Origin of the sequence: Demequina subtropica, from assembly GCF_000971235.1 — a bacterium.
GTDB lineage: Bacteria > Actinomycetota > Actinomycetes > Actinomycetales > Demequinaceae > Demequina > Demequina subtropica.
The window spans coordinates 18,868-34,220 of record NZ_BBMB01000012.1 but is presented as its reverse complement, the minus strand read 5'-3'; the positions used below and the strand labels follow the sequence as shown (position 1 = coordinate 34,220).

15 protein-coding genes are annotated in these 15,353 nt (G+C 71.2%); 4 read left to right on the top strand and 11 right to left on the bottom strand.

Translation table 11 applies throughout. The annotated features are described in order from the left end of the window. Positions 1-57 precede the first annotated feature (57 nt). The 3 genes from AOM06_RS11485 to AOM06_RS11475 all read left to right on the top strand — a co-directional run bounded on the left by AOM06_RS11485 (position 58) and on the right by AOM06_RS11475 (position 3,178). Positions 58-897: a peptidylprolyl isomerase gene (locus tag AOM06_RS11485; protein ID WP_062306148.1), complete on the top strand. Its 840-nt coding sequence runs from the start codon at positions 58-60 to the stop codon at positions 895-897. Then, a complete protein-coding gene (locus AOM06_RS11480; protein ID WP_062306146.1) occupies positions 894-2,408 on the top strand; it encodes a DUF349 domain-containing protein in 1,515 nt (504 codons plus the stop codon). Before AOM06_RS11485 ends, AOM06_RS11480 begins: the two co-directional genes overlap by 4 nt. Positions 2,409-2,641: 233 nt before the next feature. Then, the gene (locus AOM06_RS11475; RefSeq protein ID WP_062306143.1) at positions 2,642-3,178 is read left to right on the top strand and encodes a hypothetical protein; all 537 of its coding nucleotides are present in this window, start codon (positions 2,642-2,644) and stop codon (positions 3,176-3,178) included. Here the strand turns inward: AOM06_RS11475 and AOM06_RS11470 are convergent. The 7 genes from AOM06_RS11470 to AOM06_RS11440 form a co-directional block, all read right to left on the bottom strand. Next, the gene (locus AOM06_RS11470) at positions 3,156-5,411 is read right to left on the bottom strand and encodes a RelA/SpoT family protein (RefSeq protein WP_062306140.1); all 2,256 of its coding nucleotides are present in this window, start codon (positions 5,409-5,411) and stop codon (positions 3,156-3,158) included. The two genes, AOM06_RS11475 and AOM06_RS11470, sit on opposite strands and share 23 nt — an antisense overlap. Before the next feature lie 131 nt (positions 5,412-5,542). Then, positions 5,543-6,643 (bottom strand): protein translocase subunit SecF, encoded by a 1,101-nt coding sequence (gene secF / locus AOM06_RS11465; RefSeq protein WP_062306137.1) that lies wholly within the window; start codon positions 6,641-6,643, stop codon positions 5,543-5,545. Continuing rightward, a complete protein-coding gene (gene secD / locus AOM06_RS11460) occupies positions 6,640-8,511 on the bottom strand; it encodes a protein translocase subunit SecD (RefSeq protein WP_062306133.1) in 1,872 nt (623 codons plus the stop codon). Before secD ends, secF begins: the two co-directional genes overlap by 4 nt. Before the next feature lie 128 nt (positions 8,512-8,639). Further along, positions 8,640-9,683, bottom strand: a complete 1,044-nt coding sequence (gene ruvB, locus AOM06_RS11455) for a Holliday junction branch migration DNA helicase RuvB (protein WP_062306131.1) — start codon at positions 9,681-9,683, stop codon at positions 8,640-8,642. Continuing rightward, positions 9,676-10,266, bottom strand: coding sequence for a Holliday junction branch migration protein RuvA (gene ruvA, locus AOM06_RS15105; protein ID WP_062306129.1), 591 nt, complete (start codon positions 10,264-10,266; stop codon positions 9,676-9,678). The genes ruvB and ruvA overlap by 8 nt, the downstream gene beginning before the upstream one ends. A 52-nt stretch (positions 10,267-10,318) precedes the next feature. Beyond that, the gene (gene ruvC / locus AOM06_RS11445) at positions 10,319-10,873 is read right to left on the bottom strand and encodes a crossover junction endodeoxyribonuclease RuvC (RefSeq protein ID WP_062306125.1); all 555 of its coding nucleotides are present in this window, start codon (positions 10,871-10,873) and stop codon (positions 10,319-10,321) included. Between the two features lie 20 nt (positions 10,874-10,893). Continuing rightward, positions 10,894-11,649 (bottom strand): YebC/PmpR family DNA-binding transcriptional regulator, encoded by a 756-nt coding sequence (locus tag AOM06_RS11440; RefSeq protein WP_062306123.1) that lies wholly within the window; start codon positions 11,647-11,649, stop codon positions 10,894-10,896. Between the two features lie 98 nt (positions 11,650-11,747). On the opposite strand from AOM06_RS11440, the gene AOM06_RS11435 reads away from it, so the two are divergent. Beyond that, on the top strand, positions 11,748-12,083 hold the full coding sequence (locus tag AOM06_RS11435) for a hypothetical protein (RefSeq protein WP_062306120.1): 336 nt from the start codon (positions 11,748-11,750) through the stop codon (positions 12,081-12,083). Positions 12,084-12,158: 75 nt separating this feature from the next. On the opposite strand, the gene pdxT is transcribed toward AOM06_RS11435, so the two are convergent. Genes pdxT through AOM06_RS11415 form a run of 4 tightly spaced genes read right to left on the bottom strand, consistent with a single transcriptional unit; the run spans position 12,159 to position 15,353 of the window. Next, positions 12,159-12,758: a pyridoxal 5'-phosphate synthase glutaminase subunit PdxT gene (gene pdxT, locus AOM06_RS11430; protein ID WP_062306116.1), complete on the bottom strand. Its 600-nt coding sequence runs from the start codon at positions 12,756-12,758 to the stop codon at positions 12,159-12,161. Next, positions 12,755-13,276: an NUDIX hydrolase gene (locus tag AOM06_RS11425; protein ID WP_062306114.1), complete on the bottom strand. Its 522-nt coding sequence runs from the start codon at positions 13,274-13,276 to the stop codon at positions 12,755-12,757. The genes pdxT and AOM06_RS11425 overlap by 4 nt, the downstream gene beginning before the upstream one ends. 17 nt (positions 13,277-13,293) lie before the next feature. Next, positions 13,294-14,202 (bottom strand): pyridoxal 5'-phosphate synthase lyase subunit PdxS, encoded by a 909-nt coding sequence (gene pdxS, locus AOM06_RS11420; RefSeq protein ID WP_062306111.1) that lies wholly within the window; start codon positions 14,200-14,202, stop codon positions 13,294-13,296. Continuing rightward, the gene (locus AOM06_RS11415; RefSeq protein ID WP_062306108.1) at positions 14,199-15,353 is read right to left on the bottom strand and encodes a glycosyltransferase family 4 protein; all 1,155 of its coding nucleotides are present in this window, start codon (positions 15,351-15,353) and stop codon (positions 14,199-14,201) included. Before AOM06_RS11415 ends, pdxS begins: the two co-directional genes overlap by 4 nt.

Sequence of the window (15,353 nt, the reverse complement as noted above, 5' to 3'; positions counted from 1 at the left end):
TTCCGCATCGGCCCGCCCTAGACTGACCTGGCACCACGCCGATCGGGAGAACCACGCATGACCACCAAGAAGCAGGCCAAGGCCCAGGCGGCCAAGCGCCAGCACGCCTACGAGGAGCGCGTCGCAGCGAAGCGACGCCGTCAGCAGCACGTCATCCGCCTGACCGCGGTGATCACGCTCGCCGCGCTCGTGCTCGGCGGCGGACTCACGGTGCTGCTGCTCGCCCTCCAGGACGACGACGCGGACACCGGTGCCGCGGCCGCCACGACGCCGGCCGCGACCGCGACTGCCTCGACCGGGTCCACGGACGGCTCCAGCGACGCGGCCGACGACTTCGACGTCGAGATCGCCTCGGGCTGGGCCGCCTCCCCCGAGCCGCCGGACCCGTCCTACGCCGAGGACCGCACCTGGACCGTCACCATGGGCACCAACCAGGGCGACCTGGTGATGGAGCTCGACGGCGCCGCCGCACCTCAGGCCGTCGCCAGCTTCATCAAGCTCGCCGAGGACGGCTACTTCGACGGCACCAGCTGCCACCGCCTCACCACCGCCGGCATCTACGTGCTGCAGTGCGGCGATCCCACCGGCCTCGGCACGGGCGGCCCCGCCTATCGCTACGGCCCCATCGAGAACGCCCCGGCGGACGACCTCTACCCCGCGGGCACCATCGCCATGGCGCGCGTGAGCGGCAACGGGGAGTCGATGGGAAGCCAGTTCTTCATCGTCTACGAGGACTCCACCATCCCGTCCGACTCGGCCGGCGGCTACACCGTGCTCGGTCATCTGACTGCGGGGACCGATAGGGTGGTCTCTGTTGCCAATGCAGGCACCATCACCGGGGACACCGATGGCACCCCGGCCAAGTCCGTCATCGTGAACGAGGTATCCGTCTCATGACCGAGTCGTCCGACGCTTCGGCGCCGCACACCGAGGCCCCCGCGGCCGAGTCCCAGCCCACCCCCGAGCCCGCCGCAGAACCGGCAACCGAGGCGCCCGCCGAGGAGACCACGGAGGAGACCGCAGCGGCCCCCGAGGCCGAGGCGCCCGCCGTGAAGCCGGCCAAGGCCCCGAAGCCTCGCGCACCCAAGCCCGGCTCCTTCAAGACCCCCTCCCCCGTCGCCGTCGCCAAGCAGGCGACGCACACGGTGGTGCCCGTGCCCGTCGCGGCCGAGGTGCCCCAGGAGCGCTTCGAGGAGGCGCTCGCGCACGGCCTCGTCGAGGAGGGCAAGGCGTACGTCATCGTCGCCGAGGAGCGCGTCGAGGTAGGCCCCGCGGCCGACGACGACGCGCTGCACGCCTATGCGCACGCGTTCTTCGAGCTCGAGGCCTCCGTCGAGCGCTTCCACGCTCGCCTGGCCTCGGCGGAGCTCGCTCCCAAGGACATCGACGAGTCGATCGCCTCGATCGAGGCGATCCTCACTCCCCCGAGCGTGGTCGGCGACCTCGACACGCTCGTCGAGCGCTACGCCGCCGTGAAGGCCGAGGCGGAGGACGTCCGCACGCGCATCCAGGAGGAGCGCCGCGTGGCCCGCGAGGCCGCCGTCGCCGCGCGCGAGGAGATCGTCGTCACGGCCGAGGCCCTCGCGGCCAAGCCCGAGGACCAGGTCCACTGGAAGAACGACACCGCGACGCTGCGCGGCCTGCTCGACCAGTGGAAGGAGGCGCAGCGCTCCGGCGCGCGTATCCCCAAGGACGTCGAGCGCGCGCTGTGGGCGCGGTTCACGCACGCAAGGTCCGCCTTCGAGAAGGCGCGCAAGCACCACTTCGCCGAGCTCGACCGTTCGAACGCGGATGTCGCGGGTCGCAAGGAGACGCTGGTCGCTCGTGCCGAGGAGCTCTCGCAGACCACGGACTGGGACCGCGGCGCGCGCGGCTTCCGCGATCTCATGAACGAGTGGCGCACCGCGGGTCGCGGCCGACGCTCGGTGGACGATGCGCTGTGGAAGCGGTTCCAGGCCGCCCAGGATGCCTTCTTCGAGGCTCGCCGGGGCGCCGCCGACGCCGAGGACGAGGCCCTGTCGGGCAACGTCGAGGCCAAGGAGGCCGCCGTGGTCGAGGCCGAGGCGCTGCTGCCGATCAAGGACCTCGCCGCGACCAAGCAGGCGCTGCGTCCCATCCAGGACCGCTTCGAGGCGGCCGGCCGCGTGCCGCGCGCCGACGTCGCGCGCCTGACCAAGCGCATGGGCGTCGTCGAGAAGGCCGTGCGCGATGCCGAGGACGCCGAGTGGAACTCGCGCAACCCGGAGCTCGAGGCGCGTGCCACCGGCGCCGCCGCGCAGCTGCTCTCGGCCATCGAAGCGCTCGAGGCGGAGATCGCGGAGGCCAAGGCCAAGGGCAAGGGCACCGCGAAGCTCGAGGAGTCGCTCGAGGCACGCAAGGCGTGGCTCAAGCAGATCCAGTCGCTCTAGCCGCAGCCGTCACGAGCGCCCCGTCACCGCAAGGTGGCGGGGCGCTCGTGCTTGCCCCCTCGACACTCCCAACGGAGCTGATCCCGGCCTGCCGGCGTGTCGCGCCTGTTATCGGTCGCGAGGGGGCGTGTCGCCGCGAGATCCGTTGGAACTGTCAGCCGGGGCGGGGCGGTGCGCGGCGGCAGTCCACAGCCCGGTCGCGCGTCGGGCACGGCGCACGGCACCCTGGACCGGTGATCCTGGTGCACCCCGACGATGTCGGACCGCTCGCGTATGCGCGGCTGCTGCGCGACGGCGCCCTCGCGGTCGCCATCCGCGGCACCGCACGCCCCCGGGACATCCCCGACTCCCCCGGGCTCCGCGCGATCGTCGCCGCGCCCCGCGTGCCCGCGCACACCGTCCTCACGGGGCTCGCGGCGCTCTGGACGCACGGATGGCTGCCGGCGCCACCCTCCACCTGGCATGCGGTCGGGGCACGCGGCCTCTACCGCCCGGCCGGGTGCCTGGTCGAGCTCCACTCGGGCCGCACCGCCACGCACGCCGTCCGCATCGGCCCGCTGCGGGTGGCCGCGCCGGCGCGGGCGTGCCTCGACGCGCTGAGGTGGGAGCCGCCCGAGCCGGCGCTGCGGGCTGTCGGCGCCGGCCTCGCGTCCGGGCGGATACGGACGCGCACCCTGCTCGTGGAGCTCGAGCGGGAGGCTCCCACAGGAGCGGGCTACGTGCGGCTCGTCTCCCTGGTTCAGGCGCTCAGGGGCGCTTGGCCCCCGTGACCCTCCGCGCGTCGTAGACGCCGTCGATGCGCCGCACCGCGCTGAGGATCGCGCCGAGGTGCGAGGGGTCGGCCATCTCGAACTGGAAGCTCGACATCGCGACCCGCTCGCGGTTGGTCGACACGTTCGCGGACAGGATGTTGACGTGGTGGTCGGACAGCACCTGCGTCACGTCCGAGAGCAGCCGGTTGCGGTCGAGCGCCTCGACCTCGATCTGCACCAGGAACGTCCCGGCGTTGTGACCGGTCCACTCGACGTCGATGAGACGCTCGTTCTGCGCCCGGAGCTGCGCGAGGTTCTCGCAGTCGGCACGATGCACCGAGACGCCCGAGCCGCGCGTGACGAAGCCCTGGATGGGGTCCCCCGGCACCGGGGTGCAGCAGCGCGCGAGCTTGACCACGACGTCGGTCAGCCCGTGGACCGCCACCCCAGGATCGCCGCGGCGCGACGGGGTCCGCTGCGCGGGCAGGCCGGGACGGGTGATCTCGGTGAGGTCCTCGTCCGCGCCCTCCTGGCCGCCCACGGCCTCGACCATGCGGGTCACCACGTCGGCCGCCTGCTCCTTGTGCTCGCCGATGGCGGCGTAGAGCGAGTCGACGTCCTCGTAGTGCATCTCCTTCGCGAGGGCGAGGAGCGTGGGCCGGGACATCAGGCGCTGCATCGGCAGCTGCTGGCGACGGATCGCGCGGGCGAGCATGTCGCGGCCGGTCTCGATCGACTCCTCGCGCCGCTCGCGCGTGAACCACTGGCGGATCTTGTTCTTGGCGCGCGTCGACTGGACGAACTCGAGCCAGTCCCGCTTGGGATGGGCGTTCTCGTCCGACGTGGTGAGGACCTCGACCGTGTCGCCGTTCTCGAGCGTCGAGTCGAGCGGGACCAGGCGGCCGTTGACCTTCGCGCCGATGGTCTTGTGGCCCACCTCGGTGTGGACCGCGTAGGCGAAGTCGACGGGGGTCGCGCCCTGGGGCAGCGACAGGAGCTTGCCGCGCGGCGTGAACACATAGACCTCGGCCCGCGAGATCTCGCCGCGCAGGCTGTCGAGGAACTCGGTCGGGTCGGCCGTCTCCTGCTGCCAGTCGGCGATCTGACGCAGCCAGCCCATGTCGCCCTGGCTGCCGCGCGACTGCTCGCCGGTCTTCGCGTTCTCCTTGTAGCGCCAATGCGCCGCGAGGCCGTACTCGGCCCGACGGTGCATGTCGTACGTGCGGATCTGCAGCTCGACGGGCTTGCCCGTGGGACCGATCACCGTGGTGTGCAGCGACTGGTACAGGTTGAACTTGGGCATCGCGATGTAGTCCTTGAACCGGCCCGGGACGGGCTGGTACCGGGCATGCATCGCGCCCAGGACCGCATAGCAGTCGCGCACCGTCTCGACCAAGATGCGGATCCCCACGAGGTCGTAGATGTCGTTGAGGTCGCGGCCCCGCACGATCATCTTCTGGTAGACGGAGTAGTAGTGCTTGGGGCGGCCCGTGATCTCCGCCTTGATGCGCATCCCGCGCAGGTCCTTCTCGATCTCCGCCCGCACCTGGGCGAGGTACTTCTCGCGCTCGGGCGCCCGGTCGGTGACGACGTCGACGATCTCCTGGTAGATCTTCGGGTACAGCGTCTGGAAGCTGAGGTCCTCGAGCTCCCACTTGATCGCGTTGAGCCCCATGCGGTGCGCGAGCGGCGCGTAGATCTCGAGCGTCTCCTGCGCCTTCTTGCGCGCGGACTCGGGAGCGACGTACTTCCACGTGCGCGCGTTGTGCAGCCGGTCGCACAGCTTGAGCAGCAGCACGCGGATGTCCTTGGCCATCGCGACGACCATCTTGCGGACCGTCTCGGCCTGGGCCGCGTCGCCGTACTTGACCTTGTCGAGCTTGGTGACGCCGTCGACGATCATCGCGACCTCGCCGCCGAACTCGGCCTCCATGCGCTCGAGCGGATAGTCCGTGTCCTCGACCACGTCGTGGAGGAGCGCCGCGGCGATCACCGAGTCCGGCATGCCCAGGTCGGCGATGATCTGGGCGACCGCGATGGGGTGCGTGATGTAGGGCTCGCCGCTCTTGCGCTTCTGCTCGCGGTGCGCCTCCTCGGCCACCTTGTAGGCGCGCTCGATCAGGCCGGTCCGTCCGCGCGGGTACATGCGCCGATACGTGTCGAGCACGCCGTCGATCGCGCTCGACTCCCGGCTCCCCCGGCGGAGGAACCCGAGCCCGAGCGTCCCGGTCGAGGGACGGGTCTCCGTCACACGCACCTCCGTGGCTGGTAGACCGACAGTCTATCCGCGCGCGGACGTCCTGAATGCTCTCCCTGGTAAAGACCGAGGGGGACGATGCACGGAAGGCTTCCGCGCATCGTCCCCCTCGGGACGGGTTCCCGTCAGTGCTTGCGGTTCTTGCGCTTGGGCTGCGCCGCCGTGCCCTGGTGGCTGCCCTTGTTCACGGCGCCCACGCGGACCTCGCCGTCCTCGGAGATCGCGACATCGGTCTCGCCGGACGCACGCAGCTCGAGCACCTTGGCGGTGTGCGACGCGATGCGCTCCTCCTTGTCGCGCAGCGCGACCTCGACCGGCGTGGCGACGAAGATCGACGAGTAGGTGCCGACCGCCATGCCGACGAACAGCGCGAGCGAGATGTCGAGCAGCGTGCCCGCGCCGAGCAGGAACGAGCCGATGAAGAGGATCGCGCTCACGGGCAGCAGCGCCACCACGGAGGTGTTGATGGAGCGCACGAGGGTCTGGTTGAGACCCAGGTTCGCGAGCTCGTCGTACGTGTACCGGTGCTGCGACGTGAGGTTCGCGGTGTTCTCGCGGACCTTGTCGAACACCACCACCGTGTCGTAGAGCGAGTAGCCCAGGATGGTGAGGAATCCGATCACTGACGCCGGCGTGACCTCGATGCCGGTCGCCGCGTACACGCCCACCGTGATGATGAGGTCGTGCGCGAGGGCGACGAGCGCCGCGGCGGACATGCGCCACGCGCGGAAGTACAGCGCCATGACGATCGAGACGAGCACCAGGAAGACCACGAGCGACTGCACCGCGGCCTTGCCCACGGACGCGCCCCACGTGGGGCCGATCTGCGTGAAGCTGACCTGCGCCTCGGGGACGTCGTAGGCCTCGGCGAGCTGCGTGGTGATCTCGCGCGCGGTCTCCGTGGCGGTGTCCTCGTCGAGCACGCCGATCTGGATACGGACGTCGTTGTCGCCCAGGATGGTGACGCGGGCGGTCTCGCCGGGAGCGAGCTCCTCGATCACCGCGCGGGCCTCCTCGGGCTCCGTGATCGCGGTGTCGGTGACACGGAACTCGGTGCCGCCGGTGAAGTCGATGCCCATGTTGAGGCCCTTGGTGAAGAGCAGCAGCAGGGACAGCGCGACGAGCACGCCCGAGACGAGGAACCAGCGCTTGCGCTGCTGGACGATCGGGTAGGTCTTCTCACCCGAGTGGAGCTTGTTGCCCCACTGCGCCAGGTTGAGCTTCATCGGTTCTCCTCCCCCGCGGGGTTGGCGTCGGCGGGCTCGGCATCGTCCGCATCGGCCTCCGGGGCATCGCCCTTCGCGGCGGCGATCGCGGCGGCGGCCTTGCGCTCGGCGAGCGTCGGCTGGTCGGTGCGGACCACGCGGCCGCGGCCCTTGTACATCGTGTCGCGGCCCAGCTGGCGGGGATCGAGACCGGACCACGGGTGACCGTGCGCGAAGAACGGGACCTTGGCCAGGAGCATGAGCACCGGGTGGGTGAACAGGAACACCACGAGGATGTCCACGAGCGTCGTGAGGCCGAGCGTGAACGCGAAGCCTCGGACGCCGCCCACCGCGAGCACGTAGAGCACCACCGCGGCGAGGATGTTGATCGCGTCGGACGCGAGGATCGTGCGGCGGGCGCGACGCCAGCCGTGATCGATCGCCGACTGGAGGCTGCGGCCCTCGCGGAGCTCGTCTCGGACGCGCTCGAAGTAGACGATGAACGAGTCCGCCGTCACACCGATCGCGACGATCAGACCCGCGACACCGGCGAGCGAGAGGCGGTAGCCGATGGTCCAGGACAGGACCGCGATGAGGCCGTACGTGATGCCGCCCGCGATCACGAGCGACCCGACCGTCACCAGGCCGAGCGCGCGGTACTGGATGAGCGAGTAGATCACCACGAGCACCAGACCGATGAGGCCCGCGATGAGGCCCTTCTGGAGCTGGTCGGCGCCGAGCGTCGCGGAGATCTGCTGCTCCGACTGCACCTCGAGCGTCATCGGGAGCGCGCCGAACTTCAGCTGGTTGGCCAGCTGTGCGGCGGACTCCTGCGTGATGCCTTCACCGGTGATCGACGCCTGGCCGCCCGTGATGGTGGTGGAGACCGAGGGGGCCGAGATCACGACGCCGTCGAGCACCATCGCGAACTGGTTGCGCGGCGACTCGAGGTCCTTGATGCGGCCGGTGATGCCGGCGAACGTGTCGCCGCCGTCGCTCGTGAACTCCATGCGGACCTCGTAGCGGCCCGTCAGGTTGCCCTGCGTGTTGTACTCCGGGCCCGACGTCGCGGTGGCGATGTCGGTACCGTCCATCTCGACGGGGCCGAGGATGTACTTGACGTAGCCGTCCTGGTCGCAGACCGCGTCGGCCTTGGTCGGGTCGCCGGGCGTGACGCCCGCGAGGTTCGCGGCCTTCGTGCAGTCGAGCGCGTCGTACTTCGCCTGGACGTCATCGGTGATCCACTCGAGCGACGAGGCGTCGGTGCCCTCCGCGGGCTCGGTGGAGGCCTCGGCGGACGACTCGTCCGTCGCCTCGGCGGACGGCTCCGCGGTCGCCTCGTCCGTGGCGGCGGGAGCGGCGCTCTCGTCGGCCGACGGCTCCGCGGTGGCCTCGGCAGTCGCCTCGGCGGTCGGCTCGGCGGACGACTCGTCCGTCGCCTCGTCGGAGGCGGTCGCGCTGGGCTCCGGCGTCGCCGACGTGTCGGTGGTCAGGTCGCTGTACCCGATCTCGAGCACGGGACGGAACTGGAGCTGCGCGCTCTGGCGCACCAGGTCGACGGTCTCCTCGGACGGGTTGCCTGGCAGCGCGACCACGATGTTCTGGCCCTGCGTGCTGATCTCCGCCTCAGAGACACCGGACGCGTCGATGCGTCGGCGGATGATCTCCACGGCCTGGTCCAGGTCGGTCTGGGTGATCGTCTCCTCGCTGCCCTCGGTCAGCACGGGCGCGAGCACGATCTCGCGTCCGCCGGCGAGGTCGAGCGCGAGGTCGGGCGTCCAGGACGCACCGCCCGTCACCACTCCGACGGCCAACATTCCATACAGGCCGACGACGATCGCGCCCAGCCAGGTCAGCGCACGACGCGCCTCGTTCTTCACACGTGCCACAGGATTCCTCACGGTCTCGGCTCGCTTGAGCCCCGGGCGATTCTAGGCGGGTCCGGGGCCCTCAGTCGAACACGGCACGCGGTGTCGGGCTCAAGGACGCTTGCACGGGGCCACGCGCGCCGGCCGATTCAGTCGAAGAGCCGCCCGCCGGCCTCGCCGCCGATCGCGTCCGCCGGCGGGGTGAGGCCCAGGTGGCGCCACGCGTCCGCGGTCGCGATGCGCCCGCGCGGCGTGCGCGACATGAGGCCCTCGCGGACCAGGAACGGCTCCGCCACGGTCTCGACCGTCTCGGTCTCCTCGCCCACGGTCACGGCCAAGGTCGACAGCCCCACCGGGCCGCCCGCGAAGCGCGTGCACAGCGCGCGGAGAACCGCACGGTCGAGCCGGTCGAGGCCGCGCTCGTCGACCTCGTACACCGCCAGCGCCTCGCGCGCCGCGACCATGTCGGCGCGACCGGAGCCGTGGACCTGCGCCCAGTCCCTCACGCGGCGCAGCAGGCGGTTGGCGATGCGCGGGGTCCCGCGGGATCGCGAGGCGATCTCATGCGCCGCGTCGTGCGAGATCGACACCCCCAGACGGCCCGCCGAGCGTACGACGATCGCCTTGAGCTCGTCGTCCTCGTAGAAGTCCAGGTGGCCGGTGAAGCCGAAGCGGTCGCGCAGCGGCGCCGGGAGCAGGCCCGCGCGCGTGGTCGCGCCGACCACGGTGAACGGCGGGAGGCTCAGGGGGATCGATGTGGCTCCCGCGCCCTTGCCCACCACCACGTCGACGCGGAAGTCCTCCATAGCGAGGTAGAGCATCTCCTCGGCCGGACGCGCGAGGCGGTGGATCTCGTCCAGGAACAGCACGTCGCCCTCGTCGAGCGACGAGAGGATCGCGGCGAGGTCGCCCGCGTGCTGGATCGCGGGGCCTGACGTCAGCCGGAGCGCGCTCCCCAGCTCCTGCGCGATGATCATCGCGAGCGTGGTCTTGCCCAGTCCGGGAGGGCCGGACAGCAGCACGTGGTCGGGCGGGGTGCCGCGCCCGGTGGCGGCGCTGAGCACCAGCGACAGCTGCTCGCGCACCACGCGCTGGCCCACGAACTCGTCGAGGTTCGAGGGCCGCAGCGCGGCCTCGTTCGAGCGCTCGATCGCGTCCGCGTCGGGGCTCACCACCCGGGCCTCGTCATCCACGCGTGCCTCCGAGGTGCTTGAGCGCCGCGCGCAGCGTGGAGCCGGTCTCGCCGGCCGCGATGGGCTCCTCGGCGACCGCGTCGACCGCGGCCTGCGCCGTCTTGAGCGGGTAGCCGAGCCCCACGAGCGCCTCGACCACCTCGCCGCGCGCATCGGCCGCGGGGGCGCCCGGGGCGTCCTCCGGCAGCACCAGCTTGCCGCCCAGCTCGAGAAGCAGGCGCGACGCGACCTTGGGGCCGATGCCCGGAACCTTGGTGAGCGCCTTCTGATCGCCCGCGGCGACGGCGGCGGCGAGCGCTTCCGGCGAGTGCACCGCGAGCATCGCGAGGGCGAGCTTCGCGCCGACGCCCTGGACGCTCTGCAGCTGCTCGAAGGTGTCCCTCTCCCCCGCCGTGAGGAAGCCAAACAGCGTCATCGAGTCCTCGCGGACCACCATGTGGGTGTGCAGCGTGGCGTCCTGACCCGTGCGCAGCTCGGCGAGCGCCGCGGGGGTCGCGAGCACGCGGTACCCCACACCCGCCACGTCGAGGACCAGAGCGGTCGCGCCAGCGTGGGCCACGCTCCCCCTGAGCTGTGCGATCACGCCGTACCCCTTTCGAACACCTGTGCGAACAGGCTAGCCGATGGGTGCGACTTCACCCGCGACGCCGCGCCGCCTTCTCCGCCTCGGCCCAGCGCCGCTGCGCGGGCGTGGTGGCACCCGAGCCCGTGGGCGCGGCCCCGCCCTTCCAGGCATGCGCGATCGCGATCGCGAGGGCGTCCGCCGCATCGGCGGGCCGCGGGGCCTCGTCGAGACCGAGCAGGCGCGTCACCATGAAGGTCACCTGCGCCTTGTCGGCGCGGCCGTTGCCCGTGACCGCGGCCTTGACCTCGGACGGCGTATAGAGCGTGAGCGGGAGCCCGCGCCGCTCGGCCGCGAGCATGATGACGCCCGACACCTGGGCCGTGCCCATGATGGTCGAGACGTCGGAGCGCGCGAAGATGCGCTCCATCGCGACGGCCTCGGGCTGATGCTCGTCGAGCATCGCCTCGAGGACCGTCGCGATCTGCGCGAGGCGCCTGGGGGTCTCGTGGGTCGACGGGGACGTCGCGACGCGGACGTCGAGCATCGACACGCGCCGCGCGGCGCCGGACTCGACGACGCCGATGCCGCACCTGGTGAGGCCGGGGTCGACCCCCAGGATGCGCATCGTGCGTCCGCCGGGTGCCGCTAGGCCTGCGCGGCCTCGAGCACCTCGTCCGACGCGTCGAAGTTCGCGTAGACGTTCTGGACGTCGTCCGAGTCCTCGAGGGCGTCGATGAGGCGCAGCATCTTGCGGGCGCCGTCGACGTCGAGCTCGACCTTCATCGAGGGCATGAACGTGGCCTCGGCGCTCTCGTAGTCGATGCCCGCCTCCTGCAGCGCGGAGCGGACCGCGACGAAGTCGGTAGCCTCGGAGATGATCTCGAACACGTCGCCGAGGTCGTTGATCTCCTCCGCGCCGGCCTCGAGCGTCGCCTCCATGAGCGCGTCCTCGGTGACGTCGCCCTCGCTGGACACGATCACCTGGCCCTTGCGCGAGAACAGGTACGACACCGAGCCCGGGTCGGCGAGCGTGCCGTTGTTGCGGGTGAGCGCCACGCGCACCTCGGTCGCCGCACGGTTGCGGTTGTCCGTGAGGCACTCGATGAGGATCGCGACGCCGTTGGGGCCGTAGCCCTCGTACATGATCGTCTCGTAGTTGACGCCGTCCGCGTCCTCACCGGAGCCACGCTTGACGGCGCGGTCGATGTTGTCGTTCGGGACCGACGACTTCTTCGCCTTCTGGATCGCGTCGAACAGCGTCGGGTTGCCCGCGGGGTCGCCGCCGCCCACACGCGCCGCGACCTCGATGTTCTTGATGAGCTTGGCGAACAGCTTGCCGCGCTTGGCGTCGATCGCGGCCTTCTTGTGCTTGGTCGTCGCCCACTTGGAATGCCCGGACACGTGTGCTCCTCGTCGAATGGCGGTCTGGAATCCCGTCCAGTGTAGTGCCAGCGGGAAGGGACGATGCGGCGGCTGGCCGTACGCGGTAGCGTCTGGCCATGACGCTGCCGCGCGCGATCCTCCTCGTCGGGTCCCTGCTCGTCCTCGCAGGGTGCGACGCATCCGAGCCGACCGAGACGCGCGGACCCGTGCCGATCGTGGGCTGGTCGAACGGCGGCGACGTGCAGGTCGTCCACATCGACACCTGCAACGGGGATCCGGTGGCGGAGATCGTCGAGACGGAGAGCACCGTGACCATCACCGTGACCTCGACCAAGCGCGATCCCGGGGACGCCTGCCTGGACAGCCTCAAGGTCGAGCTCGAGGCGGACCTGGGCGACCGTCAGGTGATCGACGGCGTGACCGGCGAGGAGCCGCCCGGCATCGAGGGCTGATCGTCCCGCAGCGGGACACGAGGGTCGGATCCGGGTCGGATCCAGCACCCAGGTCCCGCCAGGAGGCGGAAGGGCTCAGACGAGGTCGAGCAGCAGGCGGTGGACGCGGTCGTCGTGGACGGCGCCCGGGGCTGCGATCTCCGGGTGGAAGCTCGTGGCGATCGCGTTCCCATGACGCACGGCCACCGGGTGACGGGTGCCGTCGGGGCCGGCTGCGGTCGCAAGGACCTCCACCTCCGGCGCGCACGACTCCACCCACGGAGCCCGGATGAACGTCGCGTGCATGGCGGAGCCGTCGGGCTCCCACACCAGCTCGGTCTCGGCGGAGTCGACCTGGCGGCCGAAGGCGTTGCGGCGCACCGTCATCGGGATGGCGGCCAGGCTCTGCTGGTCGTGGATGCCGCCCACCAGATCCGTCGCGAGCATGATCATGCCCGCGCAGGAACCCATCACGGGCATCCCGGCGTGGATGCGTTCCTTCAGGGGCGCGAACAGGTCGAAGGCGCGGAGGAGCTTGTCGATGGTGGTCGACTCGCCGCCGGGGATGATGAGCGCGTCGACGGCCTCGAGCTCCCCGAGGCGGCGCACCCCCACCGCTTCCGCGCCCACCCGCGTCGCCGCGGCCAGGTGCTCGCGCACGTCTCCCTGCAGGGCCAGCACGCCGACGGTGCTCATTCGTCCACCTCTCCCAAGTCCCGTGTGACGCCGTCCCACCGGAGGAACCACGTCCAGTCGTCACGCAGCGGCGCGGGGAAGACCTCGATCTCGGCCTCCCGCAGCTCGCGCTCGGTGAGCCAGGCGACCTCGTCGATGGTCTCGACCTCGACCGCCGTCCATTCCGCTGCCGTCCGCGCCCGCGTCTCGGCGTGCGACAGCAGCCCCACGAAGATCTCCTCGAACTGCGTGTACGGCCTCGACGCGAAGTCGAAGACCGCGGTGCGGCGCCACACCGGTCCGACCAGCTCGTGGGTCTCGAGGACGTGCCCCGTCTCCTCCGCCAGCTCGCGGACCGCCGCGTCGCGCATCGTCTCCCCCGCCTCGAGCCCGCCTCCCGGCGTGAACCAGAAGAAGCGCTCGGTCGCGTGGGGATCGTGCCCCCTCACCATGAGGAGGCGAGGCTCGTCGCCGGTGTGGTCGACGAGCAGCACGCGGGCGCCGCGACGGTGGATGCGATCCTCCGACGCGGCGCCCATACGCGTGCGAGACCCGCTTACCAGCCGCGCTCGGCGAGGCGGTGCGGCTCGGGGACCTCTTCGACGTTGATGCCGACCATCGCCTCGCCGAGGCCGCGCGACACGTCCGCGATGACCGACGGGTCGTCGTAGAACGTGGTGGCCTTGACGATGGCCGCGGCGCGCTGCGCGGGGTTGCCCGACTTGAAGATGCCGGAGCCGACGAACACGCCCTCGGCGCCCAGCTGCATCATCATCGCGGCGTCCGCCGGCGTGGCGATGCCGCCCGCGGTGAAGAGCACCACGGGGAGCTTGCCCGTCTTGGCGATCTCCTGGACCAGCGGCAGCGGCGCCTGGAGCTCCTTGGCGGCCACGTAGAGCTCGTCCTCGGGCATCGCGGTGAGGGCCTTGATCTCGGCGCGGATCTTGCGCATGTGGGTGGTGGCGTTCGAGACGTCGCCCGTGCCTGCCTCACCCTTCGAGCGGATCATCGCCGCACCCTCGGAGATGCGACGGAGCGCCTCGCCCAGGTTGGTGGCACCGCACACGAACGGAACGGTGTAGTTCCACTTGTCGATGTGGTGCGTGTAGTCGGCCGGCGTGAGGACCTCGGACTCGTCGATGTAGTCCACGCCCAGGCTCTCGAGGACCTGCGCCTCGACGAAGTGGCCGATGCGGGCCTTCGCCATGACGGGGATCGAGACGGCCTCGATGATGCCCTGGATCATGTCGGGGTCGCTCATGCGGGACACGCCGCCCTGGGCGCGGATGTCCGCGGGCACACGCTCGAGCGCCATGACGGCGACGGCGCCGGCGTCCTCGGCGATCTTCGCCTGCTCAGGGGTGACCACGTCCATGATGACGCCGCCCTTGAGCATCTCGGCCATGCCGCGCTTCACGAGGTCGGTGCCTACCTGGGGCTTCGTGGTCTCTTCGATGGTGCTCATGGCGATGTGACGTCCTTCGTCGGATGGGGATGGAACTCGGCGTCCATCCTAATGGCGTCGCGATACGTCTCCTCGACGCGAGGCGCGACATTGGACCAGTCGAAGGCCGCGGCGCACTCGCGTCCGCGGTCCGCGAGCTCGGCGCGCGCGGCGGGATCGTCCAGCAGCGCGTTGATCTCCGCGGCGAGCGCCTGGGCGTCGCCGACCTTGTGGTGCGCGGCGGCGTTGCCTCCGTCCGCCATGGTGGAGACGTCCATGAACGCCTGCAGGTCGGAGGCCACCACGGCGGCTCCGGCGGCCATCGCCTCGACGAGCACGATGCCGAAGCTCTCGCCGCCCAGGTTGGGCGCGCAGTAGATGTCCACCGACGCCATGAAGCTCGCCTTCTGCTCCTCGTCGAGCTCGCCCACGACCTCGGCGCCGGCGCGTGCCGCCTTCGCGGCGATGTGGTCGGGGAAGCGGCCGGCGACCAGGAACCGCGCGTGCGGATGCCGGGCGCGCACCGCGGGGATCGCGCCCAGCAGCGTCTCGAGCCCCTTGCGCGGCTCGTCGAGGCGTCCCAGGATCCCGATGGTCGGCGCGTCCTCACGCCCCTCCCAGCGCGGGTCCGACGTGGCCTCGACGTAGCGCGCGGTGTCGACGCCGTTGGGGATGATGTGGGTCGCCTGCACGCGCAGGTGGTCGCGGATGGTGGCGGCGGCCGAGGGCGACACGGCGATGCGCGCGTCGAGCTCCTCGTAGCCCGGCTTGATCCACGGCTTGCCGAGCCTCATGGCAAGCGACTCCGACTGCGACGAGTGGAAGGTCGCGACCGTGGGCCCCACCCTCGCCCACATCGCGATGACGCTGAGCGACGGCGCCCCGGGCTCGTGAAGGTGCACCACGTCGAAGTGCCCCAGCTTGAGCCACTCGCGGACGCGGCTGGCGGCCATGAGGCCAAACGTCAGCCGCGCGGTCGAGCCGTTGTAGCGGATGGGGACCGAGCGCCCGGCGCTCGAGACGTAGGCGGGTACCGGGGTGTCCTCAGCGGCTGGCGCCAGCACGCTCACATCGTGCCCGCGCGCCATGAGCGCCTTCGCGAGGTCGAGCACATGCAGCTGGACGCCGCCGGGCCGGTCGAGCGAGTACGGGCAGACGATGCCGATCCTCAC

What these genes read in the sequence shown, in the direction of transcription:
- AOM06_RS11425 (WP_062306114.1), bottom strand. Translation starts at nt 13,276, where the DNA reads ATGGGCGCCGCGTCGGAGGATCGCATCCACCGTCGCGGCGCCCGCGTG.
- ruvC (WP_062306125.1), bottom strand. Translation starts at nt 10,873, where the DNA reads ATGCGCATCCTGGGGGTCGACCCCGGCCTCACCAGGTGCGGCATCGGC.
- AOM06_RS11480 (WP_062306146.1), top strand. Translation starts at nt 894, where the DNA reads ATGACCGAGTCGTCCGACGCTTCGGCGCCGCACACCGAGGCCCCCGCG.
- AOM06_RS11435 (WP_062306120.1), top strand. Translation starts at nt 11,748, where the DNA reads ATGACGCTGCCGCGCGCGATCCTCCTCGTCGGGTCCCTGCTCGTCCTC.
- pdxS (WP_062306111.1), bottom strand. Translation starts at nt 14,202, where the DNA reads ATGAGCACCATCGAAGAGACCACGAAGCCCCAGGTAGGCACCGACCTC.
- AOM06_RS11485 (WP_062306148.1), top strand. Translation starts at nt 58, where the DNA reads ATGACCACCAAGAAGCAGGCCAAGGCCCAGGCGGCCAAGCGCCAGCAC.
- secF (WP_062306137.1), bottom strand. Translation starts at nt 6,643, where the DNA reads ATGAAGCTCAACCTGGCGCAGTGGGGCAACAAGCTCCACTCGGGTGAG.
- pdxT (WP_062306116.1), bottom strand. Translation starts at nt 12,758, where the DNA reads ATGAGCACCGTCGGCGTGCTGGCCCTGCAGGGAGACGTGCGCGAGCAC.